The organism is Johnsonella ignava ATCC 51276 (genome assembly GCF_000235445.1).
GTDB lineage: Bacteria > Bacillota > Clostridia > Lachnospirales > Lachnospiraceae > Johnsonella > Johnsonella ignava.
Genome location: NZ_JH378832.1, coordinates 167,893 through 188,446, shown reverse-complemented (window position 1 = coordinate 188,446; position 20,554 = coordinate 167,893). Strand labels below are relative to the sequence as shown.

The 20,554-nt window shown below is 36.3% G+C and carries 16 protein-coding genes; 13 read left to right on the top strand and 3 right to left on the bottom strand.

Features of this window, described 5'->3' with window-relative positions:
* The first annotated feature begins 63 nt into the window (after positions 1–63).
* From HMPREF9333_RS06680 to HMPREF9333_RS06655, 7 genes are all read left to right on the top strand, one after another.
* Entirely contained in the window at positions 64–780 is a 717-nt protein-coding gene (locus HMPREF9333_RS06680; protein ID WP_005540825.1) for a LytR/AlgR family response regulator transcription factor, read from the top strand.
* Between the two features lie 21 nt (positions 781–801).
* Complete coding sequence (locus HMPREF9333_RS06675) at positions 802–1,635, top strand: hypothetical protein (RefSeq protein WP_005540823.1); 834 nt, start codon at positions 802–804, stop codon at positions 1,633–1,635.
* A gap of 1 nt (position 1,636) precedes the next feature.
* The gene (locus HMPREF9333_RS12910; RefSeq protein ID WP_005540821.1) at positions 1,637–1,798 is read left to right on the top strand and encodes a hypothetical protein; all 162 of its coding nucleotides are present in this window, start codon (positions 1,637–1,639) and stop codon (positions 1,796–1,798) included.
* A 105-nt stretch (positions 1,799–1,903) separates the two neighbouring features.
* Positions 1,904–4,063: a Cna B-type domain-containing protein gene (locus HMPREF9333_RS06670; protein WP_040882465.1), complete on the top strand. Its 2,160-nt coding sequence runs from the start codon at positions 1,904–1,906 to the stop codon at positions 4,061–4,063.
* 281 nt (positions 4,064–4,344) lie between these two features.
* Positions 4,345–5,784, top strand: coding sequence for a proline--tRNA ligase (proS, locus tag HMPREF9333_RS06665; protein ID WP_005540816.1), 1,440 nt, complete (start codon positions 4,345–4,347; stop codon positions 5,782–5,784).
* A 254-nt stretch (positions 5,785–6,038) separates the two neighbouring features.
* On the top strand, positions 6,039–7,274 hold the full coding sequence (locus tag HMPREF9333_RS06660) for a CCA tRNA nucleotidyltransferase (protein ID WP_005540814.1): 1,236 nt from the start codon (positions 6,039–6,041) through the stop codon (positions 7,272–7,274).
* Between the two features lie 52 nt (positions 7,275–7,326).
* Entirely contained in the window at positions 7,327–9,063 is a 1,737-nt protein-coding gene (locus HMPREF9333_RS06655) for a phospho-sugar mutase (RefSeq protein ID WP_005540813.1), read from the top strand.
* A gap of 158 nt (positions 9,064–9,221) precedes the next feature.
* On the opposite strand, the gene HMPREF9333_RS06650 is transcribed toward HMPREF9333_RS06655, so the two are convergent.
* Positions 9,222–10,325, bottom strand: a complete 1,104-nt coding sequence (locus HMPREF9333_RS06650; RefSeq protein ID WP_005540810.1) for a putative ABC transporter permease — start codon at positions 10,323–10,325, stop codon at positions 9,222–9,224.
* Between the two features lie 525 nt (positions 10,326–10,850).
* Here HMPREF9333_RS06650 and mreB point away from each other — a divergent pair.
* The 4 genes from mreB to HMPREF9333_RS06630 all read left to right on the top strand — a co-directional run bounded on the left by mreB (position 10,851) and on the right by HMPREF9333_RS06630 (position 15,995).
* Positions 10,851–11,867, top strand: coding sequence for a rod shape-determining protein (mreB, locus tag HMPREF9333_RS06645; protein WP_005540809.1), 1,017 nt, complete (start codon positions 10,851–10,853; stop codon positions 11,865–11,867).
* Positions 11,868–11,978: 111 nt separating this feature from the next.
* A complete protein-coding gene (recD2, locus tag HMPREF9333_RS06640) occupies positions 11,979–14,336 on the top strand; it encodes an SF1B family DNA helicase RecD2 (protein ID WP_005540808.1) in 2,358 nt (785 codons plus the stop codon).
* Positions 14,337–14,511: 175 nt separating this feature from the next.
* A complete protein-coding gene (locus HMPREF9333_RS06635) occupies positions 14,512–15,270 on the top strand; it encodes a ComF family protein (protein ID WP_408611221.1) in 759 nt (252 codons plus the stop codon).
* 179 nt (positions 15,271–15,449) lie between these two features.
* The gene (locus HMPREF9333_RS06630) at positions 15,450–15,995 is read left to right on the top strand and encodes a prolyl-tRNA synthetase associated domain-containing protein (protein ID WP_005540803.1); all 546 of its coding nucleotides are present in this window, start codon (positions 15,450–15,452) and stop codon (positions 15,993–15,995) included.
* A gap of 124 nt (positions 15,996–16,119) precedes the next feature.
* Here HMPREF9333_RS06630 and HMPREF9333_RS06625 read toward each other — a convergent pair whose 3' ends face one another.
* Positions 16,120–16,893, bottom strand: a complete 774-nt coding sequence (locus tag HMPREF9333_RS06625) for a SanA/YdcF family protein (RefSeq protein WP_005540801.1) — start codon at positions 16,891–16,893, stop codon at positions 16,120–16,122.
* 124 nt (positions 16,894–17,017) lie between these two features.
* Complete coding sequence (locus HMPREF9333_RS06620) at positions 17,018–17,422, bottom strand: PH domain-containing protein (RefSeq protein ID WP_005540799.1); 405 nt, start codon at positions 17,420–17,422, stop codon at positions 17,018–17,020.
* A 292-nt stretch (positions 17,423–17,714) separates the two neighbouring features.
* Here HMPREF9333_RS06620 and HMPREF9333_RS06615 point away from each other — a divergent pair, with 292 nt between their 5' ends.
* Positions 17,715–18,392: a TIGR00266 family protein gene (locus HMPREF9333_RS06615; RefSeq protein ID WP_005540790.1), complete on the top strand. Its 678-nt coding sequence runs from the start codon at positions 17,715–17,717 to the stop codon at positions 18,390–18,392.
* A gap of 835 nt (positions 18,393–19,227) precedes the next feature.
* Entirely contained in the window at positions 19,228–20,550 is a 1,323-nt protein-coding gene (locus HMPREF9333_RS06610) for a replication-associated recombination protein A (protein WP_005540788.1), read from the top strand.
* Positions 20,551–20,554 lie beyond the last annotated feature (4 nt).

The window sequence follows — 20,554 nt, the reverse complement described above, 5'->3', positions numbered from 1 at the left end:
TTTGACATATTCTAAGATTTATATTAAAATATGTATAACTATATACATAAGGAGTATTCATAGATGAGAATCATAATTTGTGATGATAATCCTCATGATATACATACTTACTCAATAATTGTAAAGAATGTGCTTAAGCAGGCTGATATAGATGCTGAGCTCCTTCTTTATGAAAGTCCTAAAAAGTTGCTGTTTGATATGGAAGACAGCCTTTTTGAAGCTCAGGTGCTGATACTTGATATCAATATGCCTGAACTGGATGGAATGGAGGTTGCTAAAAAGCTTAGAGCGGCAGGATATAAAGGTGAGATCGTTTTTCTTACATTTTCCACATCACATATGCTCGGAGCTTTTGATGTAAGAGCATTTAATTATATCGTAAAAGGCGAAACCAAGGAGTCGAAAGTGCAGACAATACTTCAGGAAGTATTTGAAACGGCAATTGACAAGGAAAAGGAATATATGCTTTTTACCGGTATCGGTGAGTATAGGAATATTGCTTTATCAAGTATAAAATATTTTGAGATTAACGGCAAGATAATAACAGTGTATTACGGGCATAAGAAATTTGAATTTATATCAACTATCGGAAAGCTTGAAAATACTCTTTACGGGAAGGGATTTATAAGAATACACCGTTCTTACCTTGCCTCTGAAAAATCTATAAAAAGTTTTTCATATACGGAAGCCGTATTATATGACGGAGTAACAATACCTGTTGGAAGGAAATATTACTCAAAATTAAAGGAAGCCATGTCAGGTGGTGTCAAGGTTGGTTAGATGCAATAGAGGAGCGATTATATGATTGTTAAGAAAAGTAATTATAGTTGGATTTTGATATTTGCCTTTATACTATGTATGTATGCGGCATTTGAAGTAAATGCGCAGACCTGTGATGAAGGCGAGCATAAGTTTAAAGTAACCCTTGTACATAAAGCCGGTGAACATACGCCCGGAGAAAGGGTATACACCTGTGAAATATGTGGATACAGTTATAGTGAAGAAATATCGCCTACCGGGCATGTATGGAGCGAGTGGGTAGTTGATAAAGAACCTACTTTGAATCTTCCCGGGCATAGATACAGATATTGTATAAAATATTCACATAAAGCCCATTATCAGGAAGAGGAGATACCCCCACTTGCTGATTCGACTCAGAAAGATATTTTGACAGGAAATAAGACGGTTAAAAATGCAAAGCCGGGTATAGGCTCAGGCGGCATTAAGAACAAGTCTGAGAGAGGATTGTCGGTTCCAAAAGGGAAAAAGAGTGCAAATTCACCTCCCTTTTTGATTAAAAAAGATACAAAAACTTCAGATAAAATGCCTCCGGATTCAGAGGAGAACAGCGTGCCGTCTTCTGAAGAATATACTACAAAAGAAGATACAGATAAAATGCTCTTTAAAGATCCAGTTTTAGCAGCTTCGGATATTGAGAGAAATAACCCTCTCGCTTTTATCTTGAGCACATTGCCGGGAAATATAAATATCATAGATGTTATGGCTTCGATTACAGCCATAGGCACAGCATTCTGGTATGTGATAGTATTAGAGCCGCTGTACAATGCACTTAAGTGGATTAAAAAGAAAAAGGCACAGGCGGATAGGCGGATAGAAAAATCACAGGAGAGATAATATGCCGCTTAGAAATAAATTGGAGATAATAATAGTAGGGATATTCCTGCTGTCAGGATTAGTTATATATCTTTATGCAAGTCATAAGGTAAAGGATGTTGAAAGTGATTTAAGTATAAGAAAAAAAGAAGATATACTTGGAAAGCTTGAAGATGATGAATAGGCATATCATAGGATGGTCAGTCTGTTTTAAGTATATACCGAAGTGCTAAGAGGTTGGATTAAAAAGTATATCAGGTATATATTATTTTATAGATGGGTAGATATTATGAAAAAAAATTTTTTGAAATATATTCTGTTTTCGTGGGCGGCATTGTTGCTGTTTTTGTTCGCTTTTCGTCCTGATGCAGCTGGTGCAAGGCAGGTTTTCGGGAAAAATTTAAGACAGGTAAATGCTCCCGTTCCGGTGCATATTAAAAATGGAGATTTTGAAAGCCCCTTAGTAACAGGGACATTTAGGGATGTACCTGCTGCAAATTCAGAAGGCAGCGGTGAGAAAATAAGCGGCTGGGAGATTTTAAATTACCAGACAACTAATGGTATAAATGATAAGACTGTAAGGCTTTTTAAAGATAACATAAACCATAGTGAGTATGGTCCGGGGAAACAATATACTCAGCTTGGTGGAGATGTACAGGCTTATTTGTTCCAAAAATTTGATACCGCTCCGGGAAACAGACTTTGTTACAGCTTTTACTATAGAAAAAAAAGTACAGATGTCGCAGGCAGGCTCGCTTTTTTTATAGGAAACTCTTATAACAGGGAAAATCTGTTACCGATTGAAGTTATAGATGTTGAAAACAGTGATTCATGGGATTTATACAGAGGAGTTTATGAAGTCCCGCAAGGGCAGTATAAGACTGAGATTGGTTTTGCACCTGCACAGGGCGGGCAAAATGGTGTAAGCTTTATAGACTCGGTATCAGTAAAGACCGGTGCCTGTATAGTGATGAAAAAGGAGTCGGATAAAGATTCTTCCGGATATGTTATGCCGGGGGATATAATTGAATACAGCCTGTACTTTAAAAATTTTGGTCAAATAGCGGCTGCTGAACTTAATATAGAGGACAGTATTGACCCGCATCTTGAATTCCTTGGCATTACCGATATAGAAAGTCCTGTTTTGCTTAATACATATTTTAATAGAGAAAAATCATCATTATTTATAACCGCAGCGGCTGAGACTTCACTTGAAGGGATTGATGAAAATAATGCCGGACCGATTGTAAAAATCTCATATAAAGTAAAGGTTAAGGATAGTGCAGGTGCTTCAGGTTATGCTATACAGAGCCAGGCTACGGCATCATATACAGACGCCGGATATTCAAACTATTCAGGCAGCATCAAGGCTTACAGTGATATACATGTGCTTGCGGTTCCCCATGCTGTTGCGACATCGTCAGTAACTGTTTCCAAAAGGTGGCTTAATACTGATGGCAATATACCTGAAAGCATTGAGGTAATGCTTTATAAGGACGGTGTACCGTTTGGAGATCCTGTTGTGCTTTCTGAATTAAATGCATGGACCTATACATGGTACGGGCTTGATACCGAAGATGTATATAAAGGTGATGATGGCAGTGCAAGGGTCGGATCGCTTAGGACGGCAGTATCCTCAAGCTCTGTGTTTACAGCAACCCCATCAGGTTCAGTTAAAAGAGCGACAGCCTCATCTGCATCGTCAAGCTATGATGATCTGGAGATTTATCCTGAAGGAAAAGCACACCGAAAAGTAAAATATACTGTAAAGGAGCTTGATGTACCGAAAAACTTCACTGCTTCTGAAAAGGAAGTACTGAGTAATTTCTGGATTATAGAAAATAAATATACAAGACCTGCAAAAGATCCTTTGGAAAATGAGCTTGACGGCAAAAATAAAAATCCAAACATACCTCCTAAGGATCCCTCATACAGCCCTGATAAAAACGGAAGTAATTCAAAAACAGGATCATCAGATAATCAAAACGGTCAAAGCCGGTATTTAAAGAGTTATTATGCTACAAAGACATTGCCGAAAAATAATAATTCTGAAAATATTTTAAAAGGAACAACAGGTGTGTCTATCACTAAAAATGTATTAAGTGATCCTGAAAAAACAGAGTCGGGAGCTGATATAGAGTATGAGCTTGTTCTAAAAAACAGAGGAAATGAAACAGTTTACGGTATATGGATAAGAGATTATGTACCTGATTTTACACATTTTTCATCAGCAGACGAGTCCGGTGTATACGGCTGCGTAAATGGAAGAGAATTTGTGTCATGGTTTATAGAAAAGCTTGAACCGGGTCAAGAGATCAGACTTGAATTTAAAGCTGCAAAAGACTACTGTGTTGCAGGAAGCATAACTGATAAACTATATTATGAGATTTTAAATACACACAAAGAACCTTATATGAACCGGGATAAAGATCCTGCATTTAAGTTTTAATGCTTTACAGTATGGTGTACTCAGATATATGGGTTTTTATTTAGCGAAACATTTTATTTAGGGAAACACTGTTCGGTGTTTCCCTAAATACTTTAGCCGTCAATACATTAAATAGATAAAAATATCGTTCCAATTATACATATATAGGTATAGTTTTACAAAAATATATCAAACATAGTTTGCAACCTTGGATTAATTGTGTTATTATGTCGTCATATATACTTGAAATGCGGCAATATATAAAATATCAGTATATAAATAAAAGTAGGAGAAATAAATAAATGGCAGATGATAAAAAATTTGTACAGGAAATCACTTCCATGGAGGAAGATTTTGCACAGTGGTATACCGACATTGTAAAAAAAGCGGACCTCATTGACTATTCAAGTGTAAAGGGATGTATGATAATACGACCGGCAGGTTTTGCTATATGGGAACTTATACAGGCTGAACTTGACAGAAGATTTAAAGAGACCGAAGTGTCAAATTGCTATATGCCCTTATTCATTCCCGAAAGTCTGCTTGAGGTTGAAAAGGATCATGTTGAGGGCTTTGCACCTGAAGTCGCATGGGTAACTCATGGAGGCATGGAGCCGCTTGCTGAAAGAATGTGCGTAAGACCTACTTCGGAAACCCTGTTTTGCGATTATTACAATAAGATAGTGCAATCCTACAGAGATCTTCCTCAGGTACTTAATCAGTGGTGCTCGGTAGTAAGATGGGAAAAGACTACAAGACCGTTTTTAAGATCAAGAGAGTTTTTATGGCAGGAGGGGCATACAGCACATGCAACTCAGGAGGAAGCACAGGAGAGAACTATACAGATGCTTAATGTATATGCCGATTTCTGTGAAGAATGTCTTGCCATTCCTGTTATAAGAGGGCAGAAAACTGAAAAAGAACGATTTGCCGGAGCAAAGGACACATATACTATAGAATCTCTTATGCATGATGGCAAGGCTCTCCAGTCAGGTACAAGCCATAATTTTGGGGACGGATTTGCAAGAGCTTTTAAAATACAGTATACCGATAAAGATAATAAGCTTAAATATGTACATCAAACTTCATGGGGATTTACTACCAGGATGGTAGGCGGTATTATAATGGTGCATGGTGATAATTCAGGTCTTAAGCTGCCTCCTGCAGTAGCTCCCGTTCAGGTAAATATAATTCCTGTTGCCATGCATAAAGAAGGCGTTCTTGAAGAGGCTAAAAAGCTTTTATCAAAACTTAAATCTGCCGGTATAAGAGTTAAGCTTGATGACAGCGACAGGAGCCCGGGATTTAAGTTTTCAGAATCTGAAATGAGGGGTATACCGGTAAGACTTGAAATAGGTCCTAAGGATATTGAGAAGAATCAGTGTATAGTTGTAAGGCGGGATAATTTTGAAAAGCAGCCTGTAGGACTTGATAATATAGATGTGGATATTAAAAGAATCCTTGAAAATATTCAGAAGAATATGTATGAGACGGCATTAAAACACAGGGATTCTCATACCTACACCGCTTTAAATATGGAAGAATTTGAAGAAATTATAAATACAAAACCCGGATTTATAAAGGCAATGTACTGCGGAAATCAGGATTGTGAGGATGAAATAAAGGATCGTACCGGAGCGACTGCGAGGTGTATACCTTTTAAACAGGAAGAAATATCAAAAGTATGTGTATGCTGTAAAAAACCTGCAAAGCAGATGATTTACTGGGGCAGGGCATATTAATTAACATATAAAGAAATGCTGATTTCAAGCTTTAAAAGCCGTGGCATACTGGCTGTATGTTGCGGCTTTTAAAATTATTAAAATTAAAAGTTTTTGCCGAATTTGTAGACCGTTTAGGTTTGAGGATTAATAATTATTAAGCTGAAAGCCTTATAAAAGATTTGTTTGTTTTGAATAAAAGTGTTTAAGCAAAGTTTTTAATAAAAAGTATGCTCCGGTTTTGTAGAATTATAAATTTAAACGGGAAGATAAATATGATGCATATAGAACTGAATGAAGATGTAAAATATATAATAAACAGATTAAAAAAAGCAGGCTTTGAAGCCTATGCGGTAGGCGGCTGTATAAGAGACAGTATCATGGGGCTCTCTCCCGGAGACTGGGATATAACCACAAATGCAAAGCCTTATGAAATTAAAAAGTATTTTAAAAGAAGTATAGATACCGGCATAGAGCACGGAACGGTAACACTGCTTATAAATAAAAATGCATATGAGGTTACCACATATAGAGTTGACGGCAAATACAGCGACGGCAGGCATCCTGACGGAGTGATGTTTTGCAGCAGTCTTACAGAGGACTTAAAAAGACGTGATTTCACTATAAATGCAATGGCATATAATGATGATGAAGGTCTTATAGACAGCTTCGGAGGTAGTGAGGACATTAAAAAAAGGACAGTAAGATGTGTCGGAGACCCTAATGAGAGATTTCTTGAGGACGGACTTAGAATGCTCAGGGCGGTAAGGTTTTGTGCAGTGCTTGATTTTAAAATGGAGAAAAATACTTATGAAGCAATAAAGCTTCTGCATAAAAGGCTTTCAAGTGTCAGCAGTGAAAGGATATTTATAGAGCTTGACAAGATACTGCGTTCAAAGCATCCTGAGTATATCCGGTTTATATTTGAAAGCGGACTGTATAAATATTGCTTTAGAGAGTTTGATAAAATGGATATATCCGATATGGAGCTTTTAGTATATGCAGGGGATATTCCAAATAAAAGGTATATACGCTGGGCTGCATTTATGAGAAATCTTGATGTCGGCACTATAAAAGCGATTCTCAGGGGGTTAAAGGCGGATAATGATTGTATAAATAAGACCTCGGTATTGGCACAATTTATAAAAGAAGATATTCCCGACAGTAAAAGCGGGCTTAAACGGCTGCTTTTAAAAATTGGAAAAGAGCTGCTTGAAGCGGTAATTATAATTAAAAGCTCAAAATTGGCAAAATATGATGATAAGCTAGGCTACCTTGATGCTAAGCAGCTTGAAAAAATAAAAAATAATTTAAATGAAATATATAAATACAATGAACCTTATAGCATAGATATGCTGGATATAGACGGCAGTACGCTTATAAATCTGGGAATTAAGGAAGGACCGCAGATAGGAATAATACTAAAAAAACTTCTTGAACAAGTCATAGAAAGACCGGAGATTAATTCGAGGGATATACTTTTAGGTTGTGTAAAAGATATAATGTCTTGAAATTTTAAGATTAAAGTGTTATTCTTTGCTTAAAAAGGAGGATTATAAATATATGAGGGATTACAGAAGTTTTTACAATGAATGGCTTTCAGATCCGTATTTTGATGATGAAACAAAATCGGAACTAAGTGCCATTAAAGACAATGATGATGAAATAAAAGACAGGTTTTATACTGAACTTGAATTTGGAACCGCAGGATTAAGAGGTGTTATAGGTGCAGGTACAAACCGTATAAATAAATATATAATAAGGCGTGCAACACAGGGACTTGCGGATTATATAATTAAGCAGGGGAAAAAGGATAATTCTGTGGCGATAGCCTTTGATTCAAGACGTATGTCGCCCGAATTTGCCACGGAGGCTGCACTTACATTGGCAGCAAACGGTATAAAGGCTTATAGATTTGAATCTTTAAGACCTACACCTGAACTTTCATTTGCAGTAAGGTATCTGAAATGTATTGCCGGAATAAATATAACTGCAAGTCATAATCCTCCTGAATATAACGGTTATAAGGTGTACTGGCAGGACGGTGCACAGTTTACTCCGCCTCATGATACAGGGGTGGCAGAATGTGTTGCGGCAGTTAAAAAGCTTTCTGATGTTAAGACAATTGATCTTAAAAAGGCTGTAGAAAAGGGGCTTTATGAAGAGATAGGAAAGGCTGTTGATGATGCATATATAAACAACGTAAAGGCACAGGTGCTTAGCAGTGAGGCAATAAAAAAGGAGGGAGATAAAATCAAAATTGTTTATACTCCGCTCCATGGAACGGGAAATATACCTGTAAGGAGAGTACTTGATGAGTTAGGGTTTAAAAATGTATATGTAGTTAAGGAGCAGGAACTTCCGGACAGTGAATTTTCTACGGTAAGCTACCCGAATCCTGAGGATGAGGCGGTGTTTGAGCTTGCACTTAAACTTGCAAAAAAAGAAGATGCCGATCTCATGCTTGCAACCGATCCTGATGCCGATAGACTAGGTGTATATGTAAAGGATACAAAATCGGGTGAATATAAGGTGCTTACAGGAAATATGTCAGGCTCACTGTTATGTGAGTATATACTTGCAAGAAGAAAAGAGCAGGGGCTTATTCCTGAAAATGCGGAAGTAGTAAAGTCAATAGTTACGACAAAACTTGCCGATGCGGTTGCAAAAAATTACGGCTGCAGGCTGGTTGAGGTTCTTACAGGATTTAAATGGATAGGCAGACATATACTTGAAAATGAAGAAAATAAAAAGGGCAGTTATATGTTCGGCTTTGAAGAAAGCTATGGCTGTCTTATAGGTACATATGCCAGAGATAAAGATGCGATTTCGGCTTCGGCGGCACTCTGTGAGGCGGCGGCATACTATAAGACAAAGGGAAAAAGCCTGTGGGATGTTATGCTTGATATGTATGAGCATTACGGATATTATAAAGACTGTGTCGAATCACTTTCACTTTCAGGTATAGAGGGGAGAAAAAAAATTGACGGTATAATGCAGGATTTTAGGGAAAATGTACCTGATGAGATGGGAAGTGCAAAGGTAAACTTTGTTCGTGATTATAAAAAAGGGATAATCACGAACAGATTAACGAAGGATACTATGTCTTCAAATCTGCCGAAGTCGGATGTGGTATATTATGACTGTGAAGACGGCACATGGGTGTGTGCACGTCCTTCAGGAACCGAACCTAAGATAAAATTTTATTTCGGAGTCAAGGCAGGCACCTATGAAGATATGCTTGAAAGGACTGAAAAACTTAAAAAGGATATAGAATTAAAAATATCAAATATAAAGTAGTGAATATATTAGATATACAGTATTGAAATATTCAGTTTTATAACTATAAGGCAGTAATATATTAAATATAAAGTTATAAAACGGTTGAGCAAATAAAATTGTTAAAATAAGGCGGCAATTACAGCTTTTTTGAAGGCTGGACTTGCCGCCGGAATAAACTAATGAATATTGCCTTTTGAAGAGCCGTTATTATTTTGAGATTTTTTATTTGAACCGGCTTCGTCCGAACCGGTTTTGTTCTGTTTTGAATCTTTTAAAGCAGCCTTTTTTCTTTTATACCTGCCTGAAAATATATCTCCTTCTTTTAATTCAAAAAACTCTTCAAGGAATTTTGATGTAGCATCCGGATTTCCCTTAAGCATACCACGTCTGAAAAACGTAATAATCCTGTTTGAGGACGGAAGCTTAGGTTTAAATGAATTAAGTTTTAAAAGCAGAGGTGTATAATCCGAATTACCGTCAGTATTCATATTTTCATCATTTTTAATAAGCGGGAGACGTTCCTCTATATCTTCCTTAAGCTTTGCTATAAGACGCTGTGTTTTATATTTCATACCTGCTATGCGTTCATTTGTATCTTCTCCTATATTCTTGATTTTTTCAGTCATTACATTTAATTTTTCGCCGGTTTCGTAAATATGGTTTTTAGTATTCTCAACAACATTGCCGCTTAATGTATAAAATTTTGTCTGTATCTCCTCAAGTTCATTTTTTATTTTTGACAGTGCAGTGATTGCTCTTGCGAAATCAAGTGCGGCATGTGTTGATACTGCAAAATCGCTTATAAATATAACAGAAACAATATAATCAATTGTAATTATTGAAGTATGTTTTATATGCAGCACCAGATTATAAAAAAAGGGATGAATATAATTAATAAAAACTACGGTTAAAAATCCCCAAAAAAGTGTCGAAGAAAGGCATATATAACCTTTATAATTATATTTTTTATCTGAATAATCCCAATATTTTACTTTAAACAGTTTTTCCATAGTCTGCCCGGTTATAAGTTCAAGCAGCGTTGCCCCTAAAGCTCCTGCGATGTATGTAAGCAGGTAGCTGTGCTTAAAAGGAGCTGAGAAAAAAAGTACGGATACAGCACCGCTTCCGTAAAGAGGAAGAAGAGGAGATCTTAAAAAACCCCGGTTTACAGGTCTTTTTTCACAAATTGACACATATGTAGATTCAAAACACCATCCAAGGAATGAATACAAATAAAAAAGCATTAATAATTCATAGTAATTATATATATAGAGTTTCATATATACCTCTCAATTTATCATTTCATGATTTAAAAACTGTATGGATTTAAAATTTAAAAATTAATATGCCTTAGATATTATACTATGAAAATTCGGATTAAAAAAGAAAAAGTAAAAAAATAAGAATGATATTATATTTAAAAAAATAATAAGTAATTAAAAGCTAAAAACAAAGAAGACGAAGCCGCATATTTAGCAAACTTCGTCCTCTGGAATGGTAGGTCTATAAAAAGGAAAAATTTTAGGGGGACCGGACAGCCATAAACTGTCCGGCATGAGTATGAAAAAGCTTTGCAGTTTCGGTATTTCTGAAACCGTCTTTCCGTTAGCTGACTTATCAACTAACGTGCTTATATGATACAATACAAATGTGTCGAAAATATGGTCGGATAATTAAAAAAATATAAAGAAGAATAAAAAAACTTTACAATAAATCTTATGGAATTTATAAGAGTAGTAGTTTATAATAATGAGATGAAAAAGCCATAAGCACAAGGTTATAAAATAATGTATGGAGGAAAGATTATGTTTGGATTAACGTCAAATGACATAGGTATAGATCTTGGAACTGCAAGTATACTGGTATATATTAAGGGTAAAGGCGTGGTTCTTAAAGAACCAAGCGTAGTTGCAATAGACAGAAATACAAATGAGATAAGGGCATTTGGTGAAGAAGCAAGGCTTATGATAGGAAGGACTCCCGGCAATGTAGTTGCGGTAAGACCTTTGCGTCAAGGAGTTATATCGGATTACACGGTTACTGAAAAGATGCTGAAATATTTTATACATAAGGCGGTAGGGAAAAGAACATTAAGAAAACCCAGAGTAGCTATATGTATACCCTCAGGTGCAACCGAGGTCGAAAAGAAGGCTGTTGAGGATGCAACAGAACAGGCCGGAGCGATAGTGCTCGGAACTATTGAGGAGCCTGTTGCCGCAGCTATGGGTGCAGGTCTTGAGATACAAAAAGCGTTTGGAAATATGATAGTTGATATAGGCGGAGGTACATCCGATATAGCCGTAATTTCACTTGGCGGTACTGTTGTAAGTACTTCAATAAAGGTTGCAGGTGATGATTTTGATGAGGCGATTGTACGGTATATGAGAAAGAAACATAATCTCCTTATAGGTGAGAGAACTGCCGAGGAGATCAAGATAAATATAGGTTCAGCTTATAAGAGACCTGAGCTTCTTACTATGGAGGTAAGGGGAAGAAATCTTGTAACCGGACTGCCTAAAACCATAGCGGTAACTTCTGACGAAACTCTTGATGCACTTGATGAGACCGCACAGCAGATAGTTGAGGTGGTACATTCAGTTCTTGAAAGAACACCGCCTGAACTGGCGGCAGATATATTTGACAGAGGAATACTCCTTACGGGAGGGGGTTCACTGCTTTCAGGACTTGATCAGCTTATAGAAGAAAAGACAGGTATACATACAGTTATTGCAGAAGATCCGCTTACTGCCGTAGCAATAGGTACAGGAAAGTATATTGATTATATAATAGGCGAGGAAGGGAAACCTAAAAAAAGGTTTTAATAGCAGGTTGATTCATAAAACTTATAAAATTGCTTGATAAATTCATGCGTAAAATCAATTCATTTATTTTAATGAAGGAATGATTTTTCTCCAGGAAAGGCTTTTAAAGATATGATATCCGGAATCATACAAAAAATAATGTATCGCAGTACAAGGGACGGATATTCAGTGATTGAAGTAGCTTCTCCAGAAGGTGATTATACACTTGTAGGCTACTTTGACATAATAAGAGAGGGCTGTCTTATAGAGGCTGAATGCAAAAATGAGGTTCATCCGGTTTATGGTGAACAGTTTTTTGTACATAGTCATATAATAAAGGAACCTGACAGCCCTGCAGGTATTAAGGCTTATCTTGCATCAGGTGCGATAAAGGGTATAGGTGAAGTGCTTGCCGACAGAATAGTAAAAAAATTTAAAGAGGATACATTTAGGATAATTGAAGAAGAACCTGAGAGGTTGTCTGAGATTAAAGGGATAAGTGAAAATATAGCTTTAAGTATATCTGCACAGTTTTCATCTGAAAAAGATATAAGGCAGGCAATGATTTTTCTCCACAAACATGGAGTCGGGACCAAAACTGCCGTTAAGATTTATAATTTTTATAAAAATGAAATTTACGATATTATCTCTCAAAACCCGTATAAGATAGCCGAGGATATAAAGGGAGTCAGTTTTAAAACTGTTGATGCGATTGCAGTCAGTTCAGGTATAGCTTCAGACAGTACATATAGGATAAAGAGTGCGGTAGAATATATATTATCAAAGGCATTGCAGTCAGGTCATACATATCTTCCCGTTGAAACCCTTTTAAAGAATATTTATGAGCTTACAGATCTTGATTGTATATCTGCTGAAAGCCATTTTGCAGGTATGCAGATGGAAAACCGGATAGTAATAAAAAATCTCAACGGATGCAGCTGTGTGTATCTAAGCAGGATTTACCATATGGAATCAAATATGGCATTGATGCTACATGATATTAATAGTGCAGGAAGCTTTAGAGCAGATATAAAAGCAAAAGAAACAGGAAAAGAAACAGAAACCGATACAGATAAAACAGAGGAAACTAAAGCAAAGAAAATAACAGGCAAAAAAGCCGGAAGTGGTGAAGTAGACTTAAAGACGGAAAAAGAAATATCCGATATAGAAAGTGAAACAGGCATAGTGCTTGACAGGCTTCAAAGACAGGCAGTGTATGGAGCTTACTGTCATAGGCTTCTTGTGATAACCGGAGGTCCGGGAACCGGAAAGACTACGGTAATAAATAGTATAATTAAATTATTTGAAAAAAAGGGACTTGAATTTCTGCTTGCAGCTCCGACAGGAAGGGCTGCAAAACGTATGAGTGAGGCTTGTGATCATGAGGCAAAGACTATACACAGGCTGCTTGAGATAAATGTTGCCGGGGCGGACAAAACTGATAATGATGATGTTTATGAGGATATGTATTTTGAAAAAAATGAAAATGAGCCGCTTGAAGCTGATGCCGTAATAATTGATGAGGTAAGCATGGTTGACATATATCTTATGTATGCGCTTTTAAAAGCTGTTACACCCGGGACAAGGCTTATACTTGTCGGAGATGTAAACCAGCTGCCCTCAGTAGGTCCCGGGAATATACTTAAAGATATTATAAATTCGCAGTGTTTCCATACTATAAGGCTTAATAATATTTACAGGCAGCTGGAAAAAAGCGATATAGTTACAAATGCTCATAAGATTATAAATTCCGCTTATATAGAACTTAAAAGAAAAAGCAGGGATTTTTTATTTATAGAAAGACATGGCTCTGAGGCTGTTATATCTGCCATGATTACCCTTATAACTAAAAAACTTCCGGACTATGTAGCGGCGGATATGCTTCAGATACAGGTTTTAACACCTATGAGGCGTGGGGAATTGGGTTCGGTAAGATTAAATTCACTTCTTCAGAGATATCTTAATCCGCCCTCATATGATAAAAACGAGAAAAAAACCGTTGACTGCATATTCAGAGAGGGTGATAAGATAATACAGGTAAAAAATAATTACAGGCTTGAGTGGCGGATATATTCAAAAGACGGAAGGATAGTTGAAAAAGGGAGCGGAGTATATAACGGTGATATAGGCACTATAAGCAGAATAGACGAGTTCAGTGAGGTTTTATGTGTTGAATTTGATGATAAAAAGACTGTTGATTACAATTTTGATATGCTTGACGAAATTGAACATGCCTATGCACTTACTATACATAAATCTCAGGGAAGTGAATATCCTGCAGTTATAATTCCCGTATTTAATGCAGCTGCACTGCTTATGACAAGAAATATACTCTACACCGGAGTAACGAGAGCAAGAAAATGTGTAGTAATGGTAGGAGAAAATAAATATTTTTATGAAATGGCTGCAAATAATTCTGAGATAAAACGCTGCTCAGGGCTTGAGATAATGCTTAGGCAGTACTGCATGTTAAGGGAAAACACCGATTAGGAGTTTTTGTGTATAGAATAATCGTGTAAAAACAAATTAAAAATGTAAAAAATAAATTTAAAAAGTAAATTTAAAATTAAATAATGACATAAGAATATAAAAATAAGAACACCGGGATAAAAATATCAAAAGTAAGAATACGGTTAATAAAATCAAAATAAAAGGAGGATTTAATATAGCAATTAAAAAAATAATAAATATTATAAATACCGCACGGCTAAAAAAAGCACTTATAGAATCCGTATATCCTCCAAGATGCCCGGTATGTCATGAAATAGTTGATGAAAAGGGATACAGTATATGTAAAAAATGTCTGCCGCTTATGTCATTTGTAAAAGAACCGGTATGTCTTAAATGCGGAAAACAGTTATATGATGAAAGTATTGATTTATGCACTGACTGTAAAACTTATCCTAAAAGTTTTGAATACGGTATGGCACTTCTTAATTATGATGATATAAGTGCAGAGTCGATGATAAAGATAAAATATAAGAATAAAAGAGAATATATAAAAACCTATGCAAGACTTATAGCATTAAGATATGGTGATAAAATTAAAAATACGGGAGCGGATGCCCTTATACCGGTGCCTGTACATAAAAACAGACTTGCAGCAAGGGGATATAATCAGTCTGCAATACTTGCAGAGTTTATTTCATCTGAAACAGGCATAAAAATGGCAGATAATATACTTTTTAGAATAAAGGATACTAAAGCGCAAAAGGAACTGGATCCGGCTTCAAGACTTAAAAACCTTTCAGAAGCTTTTGTATGCGGAGATATTCCGGGAAATCTCCATAATTTTATAATAGTGGACGATATATATACTACCGGAAGCACAGCAGAAGCATGTACAAGGATATTAAAATCCGCCGGTGCAGATAAGGTATATTGTATAAGTATATGTATAGGCGGTACGGATTTTCAGCTTTAAAATCTGTGTAGGAACAATGAAATAAGGCAACAGTCCGGAGGGCTCTTTATTACGGATTATTACGATACAGTCCGGATTAGTTCGCTTAGTACGGCGTTAAGATTGTCCGAAATGGATTTTTATGCTATACTGTCTGCATGTGTGCAGCAGTTCACCATAAATACTAAAGGAGAAGAAATATGGAAGTATATCATGGAAGACCTCAAGATGACAGCCAAAGAACAGAGGCTGAATTAAAAACGTATGATTTTCTTGACAAACTGGGTATTAAATATGACAGAGTGGATCATGAACATGCAGAAACTATGGAAGCATGTGCAGATATAGAGAAAGCTCTTGAAACTGAAGTATGCAAAAATCTTTTTTTATGCAACAGGCAGAAGACAGTATATTATCTTCTTCTTATGCCGGGTAGTAAACCTTTTAAGACAAAGGAGCTTTCAAGCCAGATAAATGCTGCCAGACTTTCCTTTGCTTCAGGTGAAGATATGGAAAAGATACTGGGGGTAACTCCGGGTTCTGTTACAGTCCTCGGTCTTATAAATGACAGTGCCAGATCGGTGCAGCTTCTTATTGATAAAGATCTTACAAAACAGGAATATATAGGATGCCATCCATGTATGAATACATCCACGCTTAAAATAAAGACGGATGATATTTTAAAAAAGATACTTCCGGCATTAAAGCATAGACCTACATATGTAAGACTTACCGGTAAGGATTAATATTATATATAGTATCAGGCGGAATTTAAAGCTTAAAGCTCTAAAATAAACTAAGATCACCATTGCAGTAATTGCGTTGGTGATCTTTTTTAAAAATTTATTTAACAACTTTGAATTCTTGATATTAGTGGTCATTTGTAATATTTCCGTCCCCGGACAGCGGGATTTTATCGCCAAGATATGAAGGTTTCGGTTTAAATATGCAGTAAATAACATCTTTTACCCGTGCAGCTGTTTCACGGATATTGTTTCGCAGAGTCTGGTCGGGGTATATATGTCTGTCTGCGGCTACTCCGTAGGCTTCAATTCCCATAGCTCTGGCATCATATACAGCCCTGTACAGATGGTACTCCTGTGTTACTATAATCATCTTTTTTGCACCAAATATATAATCGGCTCTGTACATGCTTTCGTAAGTTGAAAAGCCGGCATGATCCATAAAAATACACTGTGATGGGATATCATTTTCTATGGCATAATTTTTCATTATATTTACTTCATCATAATCAGCCTTTCCATGGTCTCCGCTTACTATCATGTTTTGTGCCGCACCTGTGCCGTATACCGAGATCGCCTCATCCATCCGGTCTTTTAACATAGCCGACATATGCCCGCCGGGATGTACATAGCAGCCAAGCACCAGTACGCAGTCAGCCTTTGAAATCTTTGAGATATCTTTTGTATCCAGTATATATTTTTTTGTTGAGCTGATAACGATAAAATTGCATAGCGCTATAAAAAGAACAAGTAAGACTGAAGCTGCGGCGGCAAGTTTAAAAAGGTTGATAATTGCCCTTACAAGCTTAGGAGCAGTCTTTAAATTCTGTTTTTTATGCGAGGTATGTTTTTGCTTTGCCGTATCGGCTTGAGTTTGAACTGATTTGTTTTTAAATAACATATATAACCTCAATAATTATATAAAATAAATTTTCTCCATAAAAAATAAATACTATAATTTTATTTATTTTTCAAAACGGAATATACTTTATATATTTTAAATTCATATAATGGTATCAATAAGGCTAATCAGGTATACCGTCTCCGTCAATATCTACAGATACGTCATTGCCGCTTATAATCTCCCTGTTGACAACTCTTTTAAGCTCTCTTTGTATTTCGACATTTTTTGATATAAGTTCTTTTACAACTTTAGGCTTTTTAACATTTTTAAGCACGAAATCACCTAGAGATTTATCAGAGGAATTAATGGCTATAGTACCTATACCAAATATTTTTTGCATAAAACTGCGTCTTAGCTGTACATCAAGTATCCTGTAAAGACGTACTTCATTTTCAACGGAATTAAACAGACCAGTCTCAATAAAAAGTCTTTCTTCAGTAAGTGAGTAAACGGTAAAGCTTAAAGGCATACCAAATATATTGCGTTTCCTTTCTCTCCATATAATATCCATTTGAACATCTTTCATAGCTGTCTCCTTAAAATGCATTTCCTTTCCATATTATACACCGTTTAAATAAATTGTGCCACAATATAAGAAAAAAGTTGATTTTTGTACAGGAACACTTAATCAGGGGTTCCATAAGGGAGCGTTGTTTAAATTATTTTTTCTAAACTCCATCTGCAGTATATATATTTTTGAGCCCGGTTTTATTTACAGAAAATAATTGTCAAAAGTACGGATTTGGTATATTATATAAAGCGTATATATAATAAAACAAATATGATAATACAAATTTTCCGTATAAGGAGGTAACGAAATGAAGTACGAGATACAGGGAGGTAATTTTCCGGTTGCAATATGTTCATGTGAACCGGGAGAAAAGATGATCTGTGAAGGCGGTGCCATGAGCTGGATGTCTCCAAACATGGTTATGAACACTACAACTAATGGAGGTTTAGGCAAGGCATTTGGAAGGATGTTCTCAGGTGAGTCTATGTTTATGAATACATATGAAGCACAGGGCGGACCGGGTATGATTGCTTTTGCTTCAAGTTTTCCGGGTGAGATAAGAGCTATTAATATAGAGCCGGGAAGAGATGTTGTAGCACAAAAAAGAGCATTTCTTGCATGTGAACCGGGAGTTGAGCTGTCAATATTTTTCCAGAAGAAGATAGGTGCAGGATTTTTCGGCGGTGAAGGTTTCATCATGCAGAAGCTGTCAGGGCAGGGAATTGCATTTATAGAGATAGACGGAAGTGCAGTTGAGTATGAGCTTGCGGCAGGACAGACAATTGTAGTCGATACGGGTTATGTAGCTCTTATGGATGCAACATGCTCAATGGACGTAAAGACTGTTCCGGGAGTAAAGAATATACTTCTCGGAGGCGAGGGATTATTTAATACACATGTAACAGGACCGGGAAGAGTTATAGTACAGACCATGCCTTTAAGCAAGATGGCGGCATCACTTATGCTCTATGCGGGAAGAAAGTAATTTAAAATAAAGTGCGGAATAATAAATAATCAAATAAAATCCGGTATATTAAAAATTAAATAACCGACTTGATTTAAAGCCTATATCACATTAAAATATCTGATATGATTAGGTTTTAGCCTGTCGGTTTATTTACAATAAATACAACTCGGGCAGTTATAAATTTTACAATAAATACAACCTGAAATATTCACGGATTATATAATAAATACAACCGGAATATTTATAGATTTTACAGTAAATACACCGGGACATTTGCAGATTTTATAATAAAACTTAGAATATTCGTCAGATTATGTATAATATAATCAGTTAAAGTTAAGGCGGCAAAGATTTAATCGGAGTTTCTTAACTGTAATAAAAAACGTATGAGGTACGGAGTCAGTTCGATAAAACAGGCTTCATCAGAGTTCTGTTTAAAAACCGGTCATAATTTAATGATGACATTCGGTATCTAATCAGCTAAAAATATAGATCATTGATATGTATATACTGTGTTCACAGATATATAATCAATTGCATATACAGCATATAATCGATATAATTAATAAAGATATGAAATATAGAATATAAAAATAGAAAATAGTAGGATTGCATATACGGCAATATATTAATATTTAAAATACAGCAATATATTAAAAGTTAAAAATACAGTAAAAACAGCCTCTCGCAAAATCTTCTGTCTGTCAGGGATATATGTAGGAGACCTTTTCTAGGAATTCCTTTGCGTAACTGTTTGCTGAATCCTTTATCGCAGAATCTGCTGCGTATCTTGTGGGAGCCGGCTCCCTTATAGTGCTGTTCTTTTATATAATAAAGGATATTTTGGAACATAATGGATCTATTTGACTACCTAAAAGAAAAAAATCAAAACAATACTGCTCCGCTAGCAGTAAGGATGAGACCCGATACACTTGATGAAGTGGCAGGTCAGAAGCATATTCTTGCTAAAAACAAACTGTTATACAGGGCTATAAAATCAGACAGATTAAGCTCGGTGATATTCTATGGACCGCCGGGTACCGGAAAGACAACAATAGCTAAAGTCATAGCAAATACATCAAATTCTATTTTCAGACAGATAAATGCAGCCGGTGCCGGTAAAAAGGAAATGGAAGAAGTGGTGAAGGAAGCCGGGGAGGCACTCGGTATGTACAAGAAAAAGACCATATTATTTATTGATGAAATACACCGTTTTAATAAATCACAGCAAGATTATCTGCTGCCGTTTGTAGAGGACGGCACAATCACACTTATAGGGGCTACTACTGAAAATCCATATTTTGAAGTTAATCCCGCCCTTATCTCAAGATCTGTTGTTTTTGAGCTTAAACCCCTAAATAAAGAAGATATAGTAAAACTGCTTAAGAGGGCGGTGTCGGACGATAAAAAAGGTATGGGAAAATACAATGTTAAGATAGATGATGAGGCTATTGAGTTTTTGGCAGAAGCGGCAGCCGGAGATGCAAGAGCTGCACTTAACGCACTTGAAACAGGTATATTGACTACCGATATGGATGAAAGCGGTGTGATCAGGATAGATGCGGATACGGCTTCTGAATGTATACAAAAGAAAAAGATCAATTATGACAAATCAGGTGATAACCATTACGATACGATATCTGCATTTATAAAGAGCATGCGTGGCTCGGATCCGGATGCAGCCGTATACTATCTGGCAAGAATGTTATATGCAGGAGAGGATATAAAGTTCATAGCAAGGAGAATTATGATATGTGCAAGCGAGGATGTGGGAAATGCAGATCCTGTTGCACTGCAGACCGCAGTCAGTGCAGCACTTGCAGTTGAAAGGATAGGTATGCCGGAAGCGGCTATAATACTTGCACATGCCGCAATCTATACAGCATGTGCTCCTAAAAGTAATTCCATTGTCAAAGCAATTTCAGATGCACACACGGCACTTGGTTCCACCTTAGGTCTTGAGGTTCCGTCCCATCTAAGAGACGGGCATTATCAAGGTGCAAAGCAGCTTGGCAGAGGTGAGGGATATAAATATCCGCATGATTATAAAAATAATTATGTAAATCAGCAATACTTACCTGAAGGAATGAAAAATTCTAAATTCTATAAGCCTTCAAATAACGGGTATGAAAATAATATTATTGAAATTATGAAAAATATGAAAGAAGAGGGATAAAATG

Excerpts from the sequence above, each read along its gene's own strand:
- HMPREF9333_RS06680 (WP_005540825.1), top strand. The coding sequence starts at position 64 with ATGAGAATCATAATTTGTGATGATAATCCTCATGATATACATACTTAC.
- HMPREF9333_RS06675 (WP_005540823.1), top strand. The coding sequence starts at position 802 with ATGATTGTTAAGAAAAGTAATTATAGTTGGATTTTGATATTTGCCTTT.
- HMPREF9333_RS12910 (WP_005540821.1), top strand. The coding sequence starts at position 1,637 with ATGCCGCTTAGAAATAAATTGGAGATAATAATAGTAGGGATATTCCTG.
- HMPREF9333_RS06670 (WP_040882465.1), top strand. The coding sequence starts at position 1,904 with ATGAAAAAAAATTTTTTGAAATATATTCTGTTTTCGTGGGCGGCATTG.
- proS (WP_005540816.1), top strand. The coding sequence starts at position 4,345 with ATGGCAGATGATAAAAAATTTGTACAGGAAATCACTTCCATGGAGGAA.
- HMPREF9333_RS06660 (WP_005540814.1), top strand. The coding sequence starts at position 6,039 with ATGATGCATATAGAACTGAATGAAGATGTAAAATATATAATAAACAGA.
- HMPREF9333_RS06655 (WP_005540813.1), top strand. The coding sequence starts at position 7,327 with ATGAGGGATTACAGAAGTTTTTACAATGAATGGCTTTCAGATCCGTAT.
- HMPREF9333_RS06650 (WP_005540810.1), bottom strand. The coding sequence starts at position 10,325 with ATGAAACTCTATATATATAATTACTATGAATTATTAATGCTTTTTTAT.
- mreB (WP_005540809.1), top strand. The coding sequence starts at position 10,851 with ATGTTTGGATTAACGTCAAATGACATAGGTATAGATCTTGGAACTGCA.
- recD2 (WP_005540808.1), top strand. The coding sequence starts at position 11,979 with ATGATATCCGGAATCATACAAAAAATAATGTATCGCAGTACAAGGGAC.
- HMPREF9333_RS06630 (WP_005540803.1), top strand. The coding sequence starts at position 15,450 with ATGGAAGTATATCATGGAAGACCTCAAGATGACAGCCAAAGAACAGAG.
- HMPREF9333_RS06625 (WP_005540801.1), bottom strand. The coding sequence starts at position 16,893 with ATGTTATTTAAAAACAAATCAGTTCAAACTCAAGCCGATACGGCAAAG.
- HMPREF9333_RS06620 (WP_005540799.1), bottom strand. The coding sequence starts at position 17,422 with ATGAAAGATGTTCAAATGGATATTATATGGAGAGAAAGGAAACGCAAT.
- HMPREF9333_RS06615 (WP_005540790.1), top strand. The coding sequence starts at position 17,715 with ATGAAGTACGAGATACAGGGAGGTAATTTTCCGGTTGCAATATGTTCA.
- HMPREF9333_RS06610 (WP_005540788.1), top strand. The coding sequence starts at position 19,228 with ATGGATCTATTTGACTACCTAAAAGAAAAAAATCAAAACAATACTGCT.